Raw genomic sequence first — 15,838 nt, 5'->3', positions numbered from 1 at the left:
GGTAAATTTCTTTGGCCCATAATTTCAAAAGAACTGCAGGCCATACTATGCAATTACCTAACTTCTTAGCGTGAAGGTGTTGACTATGAAAGCTATTAAAAGGAACTATTCGTTATATCTTATGCTCATCCCTATCTTTATCTACTTTGTTCTATTTTCTTATTATCCTTTAATTCGGGGGTTTATCATTAGTCTGCAAGATTTTCGCATCATTGGTGATCGTCCTTTTGTAGGCTTAGATAATTATCTGACAGTACTTAAAGATCCCGCGTTCCTTCAAGCGAGCATCAACACGTTTGCCATTAGCGGAGGGATTCTCATTCTTGGCTTTATTATTCCTATCATCATAGCAATCTCTTTAAATGAAGTGATCAATCAAACGTTTAAGAGATTCACTCAAACGGTGATATATTTACCTCACTTATTCTCTTGGGTGGTTGTTGGAGGGATTTGGATTTTTCTTCTCTCGCCAGATGGCGGACTTGTGAATGAATTACTGATGTTTTTTGGAAATGAGCAGTCTGTTCATTTTCTTGTTAAAGAGGATTTGGCAAAGCCAATTATAATTTTAACTGCCATTTGGAAGGACATGGGCTATATTTGTATTCTGTATTTAGCTGCTATTGTCGGAATAAATCCCGCATTATATGAAGCAGCAAGCATCGATGGAGCCAATCGCTGGCATAAAATTCGTTTTGTCACTTTACCACAGCTTGTTCCAACGATGAAAATTGTTCTTTTATTAAATATTATGGGGATTCTCCGTATTTTTGATCAAATCTTTATTTTAGTAAACCCAGCCATTGCAAATGAAATCAATGTTTTTATGACCTATACGTATGAAAAAGGCATTTTGCAATTTCAAATGGGAATTGCGTCTGCTGCCGCCTTCTTAGTTTTGCTTATGACCATGATCCTTACATTTGTCACAAGAAAACTCATACGGTATGACGAGGAGAATTTGTGATGAATAAAAAGAAAAATTTTCAATTGCGTATCTTCAACTTGTTCAATACATGTTTTTTACTATTCTTAGTACTATTTATGATTGTACCAATTATAAACACTTGGGCGGTTTCATTTTCATCAAATCTAACATCTATGCAGCCAGGAATAAAGCTCTGGCCAAGTGAGTTCAGCTTAAGTGGATATGAAACAATCTGGAAACGATTAGAGCTATGGAAGCCATTTTTAAATAACACGATCGTCACTGTTTTTGGCACTATCGGTCATGTCATTTTAGCATCCATGGCAGGATATGTGCTTATTCAGCCTAAAGTAGCAGGAAAAAAATTCATTGTTACCTTTATCATGTTTACGATGATGATTCCAACTGAAGCTATTATGATTCCGTTGTACATTGTAAATAAAGAACTAGGACTATTAAACACTTTATCATCCTTAATTATTTCAGGACTTGTTTCTGGATTCAGTATTCTTCTTATGCGCAATTATTTTTTATCTGTGCCGTATAGTTTAGCAGAATCGGCAAAAATTGATGGTGCCAGTGACTTTAAAATCTTCAGGAAAATTTATATGCCAATGTCTTTACCTGGATTAGCAACGATTACTTTGTTTGAATTTGTAAGCCGCTGGAATCATTTTACATCGGCATTGCTTTATATTAATGATCCAGATAAATACACACTTCAAATTGCACTAAGATCGTTAATTATTACATCAGATTCTACATCCAGCAGTGACTTTTTTACGAATAATGTTCGGATGGCAGGGATTATGATTGCTCTTATCCCGCTTCTATTCATTTATCCTTTTGTTCAAAAGTATTTTGTTAAAGGAATTATGCTGGGTTCAACAAAAGAATGATTCGGGGAGTGTTCATTTTTGAAGCAAATAACAATTGAAAAATCCTTCCTGCCAGATCAGGCAGGAACATATTTAGAGTTACCCTTTGAAATGCCAGATTATGTTGAAAGATTAGAAGTATCTTATAAAGTTTTTAATAAACAAGCGGTTGTGGATTTGGGGTTAATAGATCCCGATCGATTAAGAGGCTGGAGCGGCGGTGCAAGAGATGGCTTCTATATTGAGTATAATCATGCCACACCAGGTTATCTTGCAGGAGAACTGCCATGCGGGAACTGGGCCGTGTTATTAGGCTTGTATAAAATACCCGCTGATGGCTGTGAGGTTGAGGTAACCGTTCATATGATACCACAGTCTAAAAAATGGTTAAAAGGAGATTTACATACCCATACCGTTCATAGTGATGGAAAGTATATTCTTGAGGATGTAGTATCAATAGCTGCTGAGAGGGACTTAGATTTTATCGCCTTAACAGATCATAATACAATCAGTCAAAACGTTAGCTATCCCAGAAACACGGATGTTTTATTTATTCCCGGATTAGAGCTAACGACAAATACCGGACATTGTAATGTTTTGGGTGTTAAGGATCCAGGGATTGATTTCAGATATGATTCAAACATAGAGCTGGAAAAAGGATTACGCCAAGCGAAGGAAAAAGGTGCGAAAATTTCATTGAATCACCCACATTGCTCACATTGTCCATGGGAATGGAGTTTTGATATGCCTTATGATTGGGTTGAGGTTTGGAATGGTCCTTGGCGGGCAGGCAATCAACGGACCCTTGATTGGTGGAATGAGCAGCTTCTCCTTGGTAAGAAAATAATAGCTATTGGCGGAAGTGATGTTCATAGACCAGATCCGTTTGTCCAACACGGCATGCCTACAACATGGGTGTTTTCTGACCAGAAAAAGATTGAATCTATTTTACATGCAATAGATAAGGGACATGTATTTATGAGTTTTAGTCCTCTTGGTCCTACTGTGGATATGAAATATGGTGAGTATATTATTGGTGATACAGCAACGATAAAATGTCATACACAATTAGTCATACAGCTAAGAAACCTATCTAAGTATGACATTGTGAAAATAATTTCAGACAAAGGCATAGAACTTGATAAAAAGGTGTTAGCAGAAGATTCATTAGTAGAAACCGTTTCAATTTCTACTCAGAGATTTGTAAGAGTTGAAGTGTGGAGATACTTTGATGAAATCAAAGAACATTCCCTTGCTTTGCTGAGCAATCCTATTTATTTCATTGAAAATGAAATAAATGAGTCATAGTGGACGAAGTCTAAGATGAAACAAGCGGCAGCGATGACAAACACACTTTCCGAACTTTCTCATGCAACAAAATTATTATTAGCTGTTTGTTTTTTAAATACTCTAGCAAATAGCTTATCTGCTATTTTTATCAATGTCTTTCTTTTTAGGGTTACAGAGCAATTTGAAAAGGTAGCGCTTTTTAACCTGATGATGTATATCGCTTGGCTGCCAGCTTTTATTTTTGCAGGATGGCTAAGCAAGAGGGTATCAAAAAGAAACGGGTTAATGATTGGCGGATTAGCTCAGTTCCTATTTTATCTGTTTGTTTTTTTCTTAGAGGAGAAATCAACTGAATATATTATTTCTTTAGGAATTCTATTTGGATTTGGCTCAGGATTTTATTGGATGGCAGTAAATGTTTTATCTGTTGATTATACACAATCTCATAATAGAGACTGGTTTAATAGCGTGAATGGAATGGTGAATACGATTTCTCAAATGCTTGGTCCATTGGTTTCAGGTTGGCTTATAGTCAGCTATTCTGGATTAAAAGGCTACTCTTATATTTTTGGAACGTCATTTATTCTTTTTTTCGTCACGTTTCTATTAGGATTTTATTTACCGAAAAGCTCTAGTGATAAAACATTTTATTGGAAAGAAATGATGCTCGTTCATCGTTCAAAAGCATGGAGATCGTTAACTTACGCATTTATGGCAAACGCTTTTCGGGGCGGAGTTATTTCCTTTGCCATCCTTGTCTGGGTTTATAGTGTAACTAGAAATGAATCCTCTCTGGGGATGTTTTCATTTATGACTACATCCTTGTCGTTGCTTTCGTACTATCTTATTGGAAGATATGGTAAGTCAAAGCATCGATTAAAATATATGCTTTATGGCAACATCCTTTTTAGTGCAGCCTTAATAGGTTTGGTGTTTGAAGTGAGCTGGGAATGGCTATTAATTTATGGTGTCATTTCAGGTATTTGCATTCCCTTGTTCGAATTGCCATTTCACACAATCGCCTTAAACAATATTGAAGACTTCGATCAAAATGGAAAACTGAGGATAGAATTGGTTGTGGTGAGAGAAGCGGCAATAAGTGTCGGTCGAATAGCAAGCGTCTTCCTATTATATCTTGTTTATTCTACCAATGAGGAACTATGGCTGCTGAAGATCTTACTTGTGTTAATAATTATCATTGGCCTTACTCCACACTATTTTTTAAAAAGTATAAGGTGAGAGGTTTTAAAATAGGTACTGGGAGGATCGAACATGGCTGAATTACGCCTTCAGGGAATACACAAAATTTATGACAAACAAGTCACAGCCGTTAAAGACTTTAACATTCACATCCAGGATAAGGAATTTATTGTATTTGTCGGGCCATCTGGGTGCGGTAAATCAACAACGCTCAGAATGATTGCCGGATTAGAAGAAATTTCACAAGGTGACTTTTTTATTGATGGTAAAAGGATGAATGATGTAGAACCAAAGGATAGAGATATCGCAATGGTGTTTCAAAACTATGCCTTATATCCTCACATGAATGTTTACGATAATATGGCATTTAGTTTAATGCTAAGAAAGTTTCCTAAGGATGAGATTCGCAGACGTATAACAGAAGCTGCAAGGATTCTTGGTCTTGAACAGTATTTACATCGGAAGCCAAAAGCTCTCTCTGGGGGGCAGCGTCAGCGTGTTGCTTTAGGACGTGCGATAGTACGGGATGCGAAGGTATTCTTATTGGACGAGCCTTTATCAAATTTGGACGCAAAACTCAGAGTCCAAATGAGGACAGAAATAAGTAAGCTCCATAACCGTTTGAATACAACGACCATCTACGTTACTCATGATCAAACAGAGGCTATGACAATGGCTTCACGTCTTGTAGTCATGAAGGATGGAGTTATTCAGCAAATTGGAAAGCCGAAGGAAGTTTATGAAAGCCCAGAAAACGTATTTGTCGGAAGTTTTATTGGTTCACCTGCGATGAACTTTATTAAAGGGAAGTTAGAAGGTGAAAAATTAACTGCAGGAGCTATGGCAATAGATGTTCCCGATGATAAATTGAGCGAGCTTCACAAGCAGGGCTATAACCATTCTGAGATCATTATGGGAATCCGTCCAGAGGATATACATGAGCGCGGTGCAATGCAAAAAGAGAATCATTCAACAATTAAGGCAGTTATAGAAGTGGCTGAGCTGTTAGGTGCAGAAAAAATGCTGTATTGTGATCTATCAGGTCAATCTATTACCGCTCGCGTTTCATCAGATCTGCCGGCAGGCCATGGCCAAGAGATTTTACTTTCACTAGATATGAATAAAGCACATTTCTTTGATGCATCCACAGAGAATCGTATTAGAAAAGAAAAATGACATTATACATGATAAAGCCTTCTCTTCATGAGAGGGCTTTTAGTTTGCTGCTTTAACAGATATGGGGCAATCTTTTTTATCCGTAATTAATTTGAAATGTGTTGTGTTATAATGTTTTTAGTTTATTGCATGGCATGTTTGAAGCACTGATATCACAAGGAGTTAATTCCTTTGAATAAGTACTATTGTTATCAAATGTGTAATGCAGCTTTTATAGGATTATAGAAAAAAGGTGGATTCATATGACAAGATTATTTTCTTCAAAAAAGCTAACCGCAACGCTATTTTTAATGGCATTTGCAATGGTGATGGCTGGATGCAGCAGCTCTTCTCAGGAAAAAGAAGAACCAACAGCCTGGGATACAATAAAAGAAGAAGGCAAACTAACGGTTGCTACTTCTGGCACGCTTTATCCGACTTCTTACCACGATTCGGAATTGAATGAACTGACTGGATATGAGGTAGAGGTTGTTCGTGAAATGGCAAAACGCATGGATTTAGAAGTGGAATTTTCAGAGATGGCATTTGACGGAATGCTAACTTCAATCCAAAGCGGTAAAGTTGATATCGCTGCCAACGATATTATGATCAATGAGGAGAGAAAAGAAAAGTTCGATTTCGCAGCTCCTTATAAATATTCATTCGGAACAGCGATGGTCCGGAAAGATGATCTTTCAGGCATTAAAACAATGGAAGATCTTAAAGGAAAGAAAGCAGCAGGCGAAGCAACGACAACATACATGGCCATTGCCCGTGAATACGGAGCAGAGGAAGTCATTTATGATAACGCAACAAACGATCAGTACTTAAGAGATGTTTCAACTGGAAGAACAGATGTCATTTTAAACGATTATTATTTGCAGCGTCTGGCGATTGCAGCTTTTCCTGATTTAAACATTGCGATTCATCCTGATATCAAGTTCAACCCGAACAATCAGGGAATTATTATGAAAAAAGGCAATACAGAATTGAAAAAGAATATTGATGCAACGTTAAAAGAAATGCATGAAGACGGAACGATTTCCGAGATTTCAAAAAAATTCTTTGATGGCGCAGATGTTTCCAAAAAACCTGACGTTGATTTTGAGTAATGACTGATTTAGAAGGAGAGCTCCGATGGGTGATATTCAGTGGGAATACGTATTTAACTATGAATTAGCTGCCCGGTCTTTTCCATATGTTATCCAAGGAATATGGAATACGCTGCTCATTTCCTTAGTCAGTATGGCGATTGGTTTAGTGCTTGGTTTTTTCCTAGCACTTGGCCGAACTTCTAAATATGCATTTCTCAGCTGGCCATCAAGAATCTATATTTCGTTTATGCGCGGAGTACCGATCCTTGTGATTCTGTTTATCTTATATTTTGGCTTTCCGATTATCGGAATTGAGTTTACAGCTATTACTGCCGCATTGATCGGATTTAGCCTAAATAGTGCTGCATATATGGCTGAAATCAATCGTTCTGCATTGGCTTCGGTTGATCGCGGACAGTGGGAGGCATCTAAGTCACTAGGCCTTTCTTATTGGCAAACGATGAGAGGCATTATTTTGCCTCAGGCATTCAGAATTGCATTGCCGCCGCTCTCAAATGTGCTGCTCGATTTAACAAAAGCATCCTCCTTAGCCGCCATGATCACAGTGCCCGAGCTATTTCAGCAGGCAAAAATTGTCGGCGGCAGAGAACTCGATTATATGACAATGTATATACTTGTGGCTCTTATTTATTGGGGGATTTGTTCACTTTTGACAGTTTTGCAGAATTACCTTGAAAAGCGTTATGAATTTTTATTATAGGAATATGAAAAGATAGGCCGGTTTTTCTAAGCAAAGAAAATCCGGCCTTTCTTATTTCAAATAGGATAAGCTTTTGTCATACATCAAAAGCAAGGGCTTAACATATTGGGAGAAACATTAGCTTAAGGGCTTAAGTCATGTTGAAGAGAACATTTTAACCTGGTACTTAATTATATTAGATATTCTTTAATTGAAAAAATTGGTATATTTTATAAAGGATGGAAACTCTATGAATTATAAACAGTGATTCTTTCTCAAATCGTTAAATAGGAGGAAAACCTGCTGTGAAGGAAAATATTCGCTTAAATAACGTGGATCGATTTACAGGTTTTGCGTCACTTTACGATAGGAATCGGCCCAGACCGCCGCTTGAAGTCATTAAAATTATAACTAAATACTTGGGAGATACGCCAAAAAAACTTATAGATGTAGGATGTGGAACAGGTCTATCTTCCTTTATATGGATGAATGAGGCAGCTCAAATTATTGGAGTGGAGCCAAATGATGACATGCGCGCAGCAGCAGTTGCCAATTGGGAAAAAATCAAAAAGCCTTCAAATCTTCAATTTATTAAAGGTTTTTCCAATCAATTGGGGTATGCATCAGAATCCGTTGATGTTGTGACATGTTCCCAATCCTTCCATTGGATGGAACCGGAAAGTACTCTAAAAGAGTTTGCCCGTGTTCTAAGGCCAGGGGGAGTTTTTGCTGCATATGATTGTGATTGGCCTCCTGCCTTCGACTGGACGATAGAGGACCAATATAAAAAATTAATCAGTCATGCCGATAAACTGATACAACAATTAGCGCCGATGGAAGAACACTCATACAAGTGGGATAAAAATAAACATTTGCAGAATATTGAAGAATCGGGCTTATTTCGTTTTTCAAGAGAAATCGTCTTTCATCATTGGGAATCGTGCGATGCAGATCGATATACAAATATTGCTTTAAGTCAAGGCGGTCTGCAAACTGCTCTAAAAAAAGGTGCGGATGAGCTGCTCACACAAGCAGAAATCTTCAGAAAAAATGTGACAGAGGCATTTGCCGGTACCTCTCAAGATATTTTATTCAGTTATCGAATGCGTTTAGGAGTGAAATAACAATTTTCATCATTTTTTACGGTCTGACAGTCGAAAATTGCCTTCATAAAAGAGAATATGATTTAAAATGTATGATTGACCGTATAATAGGAATCGTTCTTATTTAATAGAAAAAACTACAAAATTCTTTAATAAAACTATGTTCTAAATAATCAAATTTTAATTAGAGCTCAGACGTTAAAAGAGTAAAATGTTTGTTTGAGGGGCCTACTGTTTTAACAAAGTAGGGCTTTATTTAAAAAATTCCCTCGCAGACTATGAGCCTTTATCCAATTTAGCAATTATTAAAATGAATCAGGCAATAAACAATGATTTAATATCTGCAAATTGCTTGCCAGATCTTTTCTAAACTCACTATTTGCGTTTTAATAGGATCAGTGACATTTAAAGAAAAAAATTTCCTATAAGGGATTAGAGGTTTTTATGAATAAAAAACGTTTAATAATTGCTTCTATAGTGACCGCTTCATGTATCCTCCTATTATTCGGCTCATATAAACTAATGAATTCTAGAACATACCAATTATTTGGAGGGTTAACCAGCCAGGCAGAAACGAATAAAAAAGTTGTGGCACTGACATTTGATGATGGACCATCTGAAAATGTTACCAAAATATTGTCCCTTTTGGAAAAATATCAAGTAAAGGCAACCTTTTTCTTAATTGGAAATGAGCTTGAGAAAAATCCAATAGAAGGACAAAAAATAGCAGAAGCAGGACACCAGATTGGAAATCATACGTATTCCCATAACCGGATGATTTTTAAATCAACGTCCTTTATCAAACAAGAAATTGAAAAGACCAACAAACTTATTCGCAAAACAGGCTATGAGGGAGAAATCGATTTCCGTCCGCCAAATGGCAAGAAACTTGTTGGGTTACCCTATTATTTAAAGGAACATCACACGGATACGATTACATGGAATCTAGAACCAGACACTTACTATACCTCGGTTTTTGACAAAGTAAACTATGTAAATAAAAATGCAGAACCTGGATCTATCATATTGCTGCATCCAATGAATGATGAGACGGGTAACGAGTTAAAAGTGATAGAGGGAATAATAAATTCGTTATCTGAAGAAGGATACGAATTTGTAACGGTGAATGAATTACAGAAATTTGATATCAAAAAACCGTAATGGAGTTATTATAGAAATGTAAAATTAGCATTCAGATTTGCGGTTGTTGGGGTTAAATGATGGTGTCAGCAGGATCGGAAGAAATGACTGGCTGTAACTCTTAAAACTGTGCAATTTAGGTAGCGAATTATACTGTTATTTTTAGTATGAGAATGTAAGGTTTTCCCTTCCAAAACGAAACCGCTTAGAAAAATTTCTAAGCGGTTTTTCTAGTTTTTCACTTCATTCAATAGCTGGTATTGTTCAGAGACGATAACATCATCTTCAATTAGAACATAAGGATGTGTTTCCATTAAAATCTTTTTGAGGTAGTCTGGCATTCTCTCTGCTTCATACGCACAAATTAATGGAATGATAACAGATTTACTGCTTCGTCTATAACCTTCTCAAGATCCTCTATTATATGCAGCGGCTCTTTCATTGAGGCCCATTCGACATGTGCCCATGATCGAAAAGTGTTTTTATTTTCTATGTATGGCTGGATCGTTTTATTAAAGTAATCAACGATTGCAGGAGGATGATAACTGCCGCTTGAATAATAGAAATCAAAGTTGTTTACATGGTGAACGAATTTCAATTGCTCTTTTGTTAACCGCGTTTTCAGTTCGGTTTGAATATTATGGTAAACACGTTCATTTTCAATTAGAAGAATATAATCTCCCGCTAATATGCCAGCTTGGATATAATTTACAACCTGTTCAATGTAATCCTTCATTTCATTATAGGCATATAGCACATGAACATTTCTTTGGTCCTCAAACAACTGGTTCATTTTGCTTTTCATGAGATCACCCCACTTTTTCTTAATTTTCTCTATCATAATTGATTTCTGTGATATAAGCTAATGTTATATTATTACTCTATGTCTTTATTGGTGGGGATGTTGGTGCTAAAAGGCTTGATACGATCGAGTTGGAGGTCAACAACAGCGAAAAAATCATTAATTCGCTAAAGCAAATTGGATTTTTATGGCTAAAAGTTAAAAGACTTGGTAAAATTATTTTTGCAAAATATTAACTATTAGTAAAATTATTTGAAACTACTACTCATCAAGATCGTATTCTTATTAAGACTTTTTATGGAAGTCTTTGTAAATAGAGATAAAAAAGTAAAATCACAAGGAGGGAAAAGGTAAATGGAGAAAGAACAATATTTAGAATGGTTAAATACCTTACAAGTTGGAGATGAAGTAGGAGTCATCGAGGAGATTGAAGGAATTGGGAACACAATCAATTATTCCTCTGCCAAAATTTCTACTATTAAAGAAAATCGAGCTTTTGTTCTGTCGACTGGAACGAATTTTGACCAAATGGGAGAATACCGCTACCAGGAACAATCGTTGGGAAACATTTTTCAATATAAAATGATTCCCTTAACAGAAGACGTCAAGAAAAAGAGTCGATTTTATCACATTAATAAAATGATTGGCTTGCTTACTGGAGGAGGTCCTTTATAATTTAATACCCAATTCTAATATTTTCCAAATCACTCTAATATTCAAAAGGCATGATTGCTGTATAAGTTAGCCGCTCTTCAATACCTAAACAAAATACCAAATGGAAGGCGGAAAAATGTCATCGAATAAAAGAAAAATGATGGATATTGCCTTAAAGAAAGTTGTGATTCCTGTTTTAAGAAGACATGAATTTAAAGGCTCACCCACCCTGGATTTATGATTTTCGCGATTCGAGAGTCCCAAACAGCGTCAATGGTACCCTGGATTTGTGATTTTCGCGATTCGAGGGTCCCATACAGCGTCAATGGAATCCTGGATTTGAGATTTTCGCGATTCGAGGGTCCCATACAGAGTCAATGGTACCCTGGATTTGTGATCCCGCCGATTCGAGGTCCTCATACTGGGTGGAAGGAGAATATGATGGAGATAATTATTGGCATAATTATGGGGATAGTAGAAGGGTTAACGGAATTTGCACCGGTATCCTCTACTGGACATTTAATTTTAGTTGGCCATCTACTTGGTTTTGAAGGTACTGTTAGAGCTACTACGTTTGAGGTTGTCATTCAATTGGGTTCTATTCTCGCGGTTGTTGCTCTGTTTTGGAAAAGAATTTTAACTATTTTAGGGATACATAAAAATGAAAATAATGAAGGTACTGGAAGCCTAAGTATTATACATATCGCAATTGGAATACTGCCCTTTGGGTTGGGCGGAGTATTTTTTTATGATTATATTAAAAATGAATTATTTACTCCACAAACAGTTGTAATAACATTAGTTGCTGGCGGAATTCTTATGATTGTAGCTGAAAAATTCAAACCTGTTTCTGTTTCTGAGACACTTGATCAAGTTTCATATAAACAAGCTTTAACAGTTGGAATATTTCAGTGTTTAGCTTTAGTCCCTGGATTTTCAAGGTCAGGTGCTACATTATCAGGAGGTCTGTTAGCCGGAATGAATCATAGGACTGCTTCTGAATTTACATTTATTATGGCGGTTCCGATTATGTTTGCCGCTTCAGGAAAAGATTTATTGGAAAGCTTTAGCTATTTAACTGTTGGAGACATACCGCTTTTCGTTGCTGGCTTTGTCACAGCCTTTATAGTTGCGATTATCGCGATCAAATTTTTCTTGAATTTAATAAATAAGATAAAGTTAATTCCCTTTGCTATTTATCGATTTGTTCTAGCTATTGTGTTTTGGATATTTATACTTTAATTTGACACGGGTAAATATTAAAGGCGTGATCCTTATTTGCCTTTGATCATCCGTATATAAGACCTAAATAGAATTAATCCCTATAATAAATGCTCGGAGTACAAACTCTGAGCATTTTTTACGTCTATAACATTCATTCGCGATTTTCACCATTGCATTGCTTATTGTCATTTAGTACTTCAAGTCCGAACCATCAAGTGTGCTTGCCATTAATAAAAAATGGTTCATATACTATTCACTTTCTATTCTAATATTTCTAAAATCCAACTTTTTAAATCAACAATCCGCAGATGTTTAATGCCTTTATCGGTTCCTGTAATGATCAAAGGAATAAGTGAATCATCTTTATGCATAGAACCGTGAGCTCCTCCCCCAGCATGCTCTGGTGAACTTTCTCCTATAAATTCGTAGCCTGGTTTAGCATCAGCTATTAGAAAATCGCCTTTTTGCGAATGGATTGCCCCGTATAATCTTGATAATCCATCAGGATAATTTCTATAGCTAATTTGATAATGTTCATCTATATCAAGATCTAAGATGTCATGATTCCCATTTATTGACCATGTTTGATTATAAATATCTTTATAAGGCCCACCAGGTTTAAATTGTAAGATTCCTTTGTGTCCTTCTGAGATAACCTGAACCATTTCATTGTTTTTCCATGCGATCCAGGCAATCCGTGAATCTGCCTGCAATTTACTGGCTATTTTTTTAATTGAGATCTCCTCATTTATCTTATAAACATAGGACATTCGTTCATTTGCTGTAATGACGATTTCATTATTTTTATCAACAGTCTCTCCAAGTTTTAAAACATTGTAATTGGAAAGGGACTCTCTTAGGTCAATTAAAGCTTTCTTTTTGTTCTTTTTTACGGCAGATTGACTGCTGTCTCCCATAACGATCCATATCACATTATCAAGGGCGTCTTCCCAGCTTGGATAAACATTCAGTACTTCCTGAAGGTGTTTATCCAGCTTTTCAATTCCTTTCGTTGCCATAGGTCCCTTTCTATGAACGGTATGATCATTTTCCGGCATATACAAGATTGTAAATTCAGGAAGCAAATCGTTTATTAATAGATACTTTAGTTCTTGAGCTGCGAATGCATCATTAAGTCCTAATCGATTTATCACATGGTTGTTTTCAGGATCCAAACTGATAAAATCTCCTAGAGATAAAATTTCAGGTCCATTCGTTTTGTATTGAGCAGGCAAGGAAGTCGTTTTCGCTAAGATCTTAGGAATTTTAAGGATATGTTTATAATTTCCCCTGTAAATGACAGCATTTATAGATGCCGTTTGTTTTCCATTCTCGTCTAATTCTTCATGAATCGTTTTAACATTTTTATCAAGATCTGCATTATTATATTGGGATAGGCTGTTTTGTGCCATGTTAGTAACTCCATACTTCAGGGTTTCTAAAAAACCATTCCCGTAGCTGATAATCTGCTTTTCATCTTCCTTATACCAAACAAGACCGGGAATCTTATGCCGGTCAGGATTTGTTCCTGTAAGTAAAGTACTGTCTATTGTAACAGACATTGTAGGATAAGAGCTTACCAATTCATTACTGTATTGACCATGCTTTAGAAAAAATTCCAAGGCTGGAGCTTTATCATCTTGTATAGCTTTTTTTAATGGTTTGTCCATTAACGAGTCAACCACAAGAAGGATTACTTTTGGCGAAGGGGAATCACTTGTATGCATAACGATTGGAGAGGTTTCCTCTTTTTTATCATTCGTGCAGCTAATAATCAATATGATTGAAATGGATAAAAGAGCAATAAAACGATAATTCATTCGGGACACCACCTTCGTTTTATAAGTTATCCTTATTATCTACAATTGCTTCGCATTCATTATCGGAAGTCGAAAAAATAAAGGTTTATGATGGTTTAACAAAAAAGAATAAGGGAGTTTTATAAAGGGAAAAGTAAGTGAAAAACCTTTAACTGTTTAAACAGCTGGTTTTAAATGATTTTGGAGTGAGAATCTATAATGCCTTTAATCAAGTTAAATAGCCAGAAATACTTACATTTTGAAGAGTTTGGCCAAGGTATACCAATCATATTTATTCATCCGCCTGGCATGGGAAATAAGGTGTTCTATTATCAGCACGCTTTATCCAAGCATTTGAGAGTCATTTTACCTGACTTAAGCGGTCACGGAGAAAGTAATCCTTCAGAACAAGGAGTATCGATTCCGTATTATGCAAATGAAATTTTAGATTTTATGGATGCTTTAAATCTAAAAAAAGCCGTATTATGCGGTTACTCAGCAGGATGCTTAATTGCACAGCATCTTGCTATTTGTCACCCAAATAGAATAGAATTGCTCATTTTATCAGGAGCTTATCCTTTAGTGAAAGATTTCTCTGGCCAATTGCTGCATAACCTGGGAATATATATGGTGCAAAATCATCTGAATTTATTAATAAAAATCATTTCTAAAAGCCATACAAAAGATAAAAATGTTAGAAAGACTCTTGCGGTTCATATGAAAAAAGCAGACAAAAATGTATGGAGTCAGTATTATTTCCAATCATTGCAATATAGCTGTTTAGACCAGCTTCATCATTTAACAATGCCTACATTGTTTATGTATGGAGGAGAAGGTGACTGGACAAAACATTATTTAAACTATTATAAAAAAATATGCAAACATGCAGAATTCTTTTTGTTTACAAATGAAAACCACCAGCTCCCTACAAAGAAGTGGAACTCATTTAATGAAATTATTACAGGATTTGTACTAACTAAGTCAAATCTTTGACAGATTATCATTTTCATCATTAAGCCATTAAAAATGGTGTAAGAGACAATGCTTTAGGTGTGGACAACAGGATTATAGGGACTAGGAATCAAACTCAACTTATTCATTCTTCGATTAGATCCTTAGGAAAAAGAAATTTTTTCGTTAAACCTAGTTGACTTATCGGATTAATGTATATTAAAATACAGACAATTAAGAAAATGTTAATACTTAGAAAAAAGCTAATCGGAAAACCGAAGGCTCCAGATCTTACTGTCAAGTAGGAATTGGAGCCTTCTTTATTTTAAAGAAATGGTGAGTAAGATTGAGTTACATTGTTGCGATATCAGGAAGTCCCTCAAGTGAGTCTAGATCTTCGATTCTTGTAAGCTATTTAAAGAGCGAGATTGAAAAAGAAGGAATTCGTGTACAAGAGGTATCAGTTCTTGATTTTCAGCCAGAAGTTTTAATTCAAGGACAATATAATCATCCTTCGATCGCAGAGCTGTCAGAGGAAATTAAAGGAGCAAGCGGGGATTGTGATTGTATCTCCGGTATATAAAGCAGCATACTCTGGGGCTCTGAAAACATTGCTTGATATCCTGCCTCAGGATGCATTTAAAGATAAACCTGTTTATCCCTTAATGGTTGGAGGAAGTCCTGTGCATTTACTGACCATTGATTATTCTCTAAAACCGCTTTTGACTGCTTTAAGTGCACAGACCATTTTAAAGGGCGTTTATCTCATTGATAAATACGTTGATAAAGGCAACATTGAAAAACCTATTCAAGATGAAGAGGTTCAATCAAAAGTTTCCGCTCAATTAGAACAATTTCTGGGTATCACAAAAAAACTTAGCAGGATCACGGTTTGAGTAAATTTATTTGGAGGGCATGAA

16 protein-coding genes are annotated in these 15,838 nt (G+C 36.0%); 14 read left to right on the top strand and 2 right to left on the bottom strand.

What is annotated here, in order from left to right:
- Positions 1 to 85: 85 nt before the first annotated feature.
- The 9 genes from CYJ36_RS19370 (at position 86) to CYJ36_RS19330 (ending at position 9,509) form a co-directional block, all read left to right on the top strand.
- Positions 86 to 967 carry an ABC transporter permease subunit gene (locus tag CYJ36_RS19370; protein WP_101568901.1) on the top strand — a complete coding sequence of 294 codons (882 nt, stop codon included), beginning with the start codon at positions 86 to 88 and terminating at the stop codon, positions 965 to 967.
- On the top strand, positions 967 to 1,827 hold the full coding sequence (locus tag CYJ36_RS19365; protein ID WP_101568900.1) for a carbohydrate ABC transporter permease: 861 nt from the start codon (positions 967 to 969) through the stop codon (positions 1,825 to 1,827). The genes CYJ36_RS19370 and CYJ36_RS19365 overlap by 1 nt, the downstream gene beginning before the upstream one ends.
- A gap of 18 nt (positions 1,828 to 1,845) precedes the next feature.
- Positions 1,846 to 3,114, top strand: a complete 1,269-nt coding sequence (locus tag CYJ36_RS19360; protein ID WP_101568899.1) for a CehA/McbA family metallohydrolase — start codon at positions 1,846 to 1,848, stop codon at positions 3,112 to 3,114.
- Between the two features lie 15 nt (positions 3,115 to 3,129).
- On the top strand, positions 3,130 to 4,335 hold the full coding sequence (locus CYJ36_RS19355; protein WP_101568898.1) for an MFS transporter: 1,206 nt from the start codon (positions 3,130 to 3,132) through the stop codon (positions 4,333 to 4,335).
- Between the two features lie 33 nt (positions 4,336 to 4,368).
- Positions 4,369 to 5,472 carry an ABC transporter ATP-binding protein gene (locus CYJ36_RS19350; RefSeq protein WP_101568897.1) on the top strand — a complete coding sequence of 368 codons (1,104 nt, stop codon included), beginning with the start codon at positions 4,369 to 4,371 and terminating at the stop codon, positions 5,470 to 5,472.
- A gap of 302 nt (positions 5,473 to 5,774) precedes the next feature.
- On the top strand, positions 5,775 to 6,563 hold the full coding sequence (locus CYJ36_RS19345; protein WP_374702840.1) for a transporter substrate-binding domain-containing protein: 789 nt from the start codon (positions 5,775 to 5,777) through the stop codon (positions 6,561 to 6,563).
- 25 nt (positions 6,564 to 6,588) lie between these two features.
- Entirely contained in the window at positions 6,589 to 7,266 is a 678-nt protein-coding gene (locus CYJ36_RS19340; RefSeq protein WP_101568895.1) for an amino acid ABC transporter permease, read from the top strand.
- Between the two features lie 284 nt (positions 7,267 to 7,550).
- Positions 7,551 to 8,369: a class I SAM-dependent methyltransferase gene (locus CYJ36_RS19335; protein ID WP_101568894.1), complete on the top strand. Its 819-nt coding sequence runs from the start codon at positions 7,551 to 7,553 to the stop codon at positions 8,367 to 8,369.
- Positions 8,370 to 8,792: 423 nt separating this feature from the next.
- Positions 8,793 to 9,509 carry a polysaccharide deacetylase family protein gene (locus CYJ36_RS19330; protein WP_101568893.1) on the top strand — a complete coding sequence of 239 codons (717 nt, stop codon included), beginning with the start codon at positions 8,793 to 8,795 and terminating at the stop codon, positions 9,507 to 9,509.
- Positions 9,510 to 9,852: 343 nt separating this feature from the next.
- On the opposite strand, the gene CYJ36_RS19325 is transcribed toward CYJ36_RS19330, so the two are convergent.
- The gene (locus CYJ36_RS19325; protein WP_257962549.1) at positions 9,853 to 10,281 is read right to left on the bottom strand and encodes an MEDS domain-containing protein; all 429 of its coding nucleotides are present in this window, start codon (positions 10,279 to 10,281) and stop codon (positions 9,853 to 9,855) included.
- Positions 10,282 to 10,644: 363 nt separating this feature from the next.
- On the opposite strand from CYJ36_RS19325, the gene CYJ36_RS19320 reads away from it, so the two are divergent.
- Positions 10,645 to 10,965 carry a hypothetical protein gene (locus CYJ36_RS19320; RefSeq protein ID WP_101568892.1) on the top strand — a complete coding sequence of 107 codons (321 nt, stop codon included), beginning with the start codon at positions 10,645 to 10,647 and terminating at the stop codon, positions 10,963 to 10,965.
- 417 nt (positions 10,966 to 11,382) lie between these two features.
- Complete coding sequence (bacA, locus tag CYJ36_RS19315; RefSeq protein ID WP_101568891.1) at positions 11,383 to 12,186, top strand: undecaprenyl-diphosphate phosphatase; 804 nt, start codon at positions 11,383 to 11,385, stop codon at positions 12,184 to 12,186.
- A gap of 242 nt (positions 12,187 to 12,428) precedes the next feature.
- Here the strand turns inward: bacA and CYJ36_RS19310 are convergent, their stop codons facing one another.
- Positions 12,429 to 13,988 (bottom strand): alkaline phosphatase family protein, encoded by a 1,560-nt coding sequence (locus tag CYJ36_RS19310; RefSeq protein WP_101568890.1) that lies wholly within the window; start codon positions 13,986 to 13,988, stop codon positions 12,429 to 12,431.
- A gap of 198 nt (positions 13,989 to 14,186) precedes the next feature.
- Here CYJ36_RS19310 and CYJ36_RS19305 point away from each other — a divergent pair, with 198 nt between their 5' ends.
- From CYJ36_RS19305 to CYJ36_RS19295, 3 genes are all read left to right on the top strand, one after another.
- A complete protein-coding gene (locus tag CYJ36_RS19305; RefSeq protein ID WP_101568889.1) occupies positions 14,187 to 14,960 on the top strand; it encodes an alpha/beta fold hydrolase in 774 nt (257 codons plus the stop codon).
- Positions 14,961 to 15,264: 304 nt separating this feature from the next.
- On the top strand, positions 15,265 to 15,501 hold the full coding sequence (locus CYJ36_RS19300) for an NAD(P)H-dependent oxidoreductase (protein WP_101568888.1): 237 nt from the start codon (positions 15,265 to 15,267) through the stop codon (positions 15,499 to 15,501).
- Positions 15,479 to 15,814: an NAD(P)H-dependent oxidoreductase gene (locus CYJ36_RS19295; protein ID WP_180850475.1), complete on the top strand. Its 336-nt coding sequence runs from the start codon at positions 15,479 to 15,481 to the stop codon at positions 15,812 to 15,814. Before CYJ36_RS19300 ends, CYJ36_RS19295 begins: the two co-directional genes overlap by 23 nt.
- Positions 15,815 to 15,838 lie beyond the last annotated feature (24 nt).

Source organism: Bacillus sp. UMB0893 (assembly GCF_002858905.1).
Classification (GTDB): domain Bacteria; phylum Bacillota; class Bacilli; order Bacillales; family Bacillaceae; genus Bacillus_P.
This window is presented reverse-complemented; position numbering and strand designations above follow the sequence as displayed.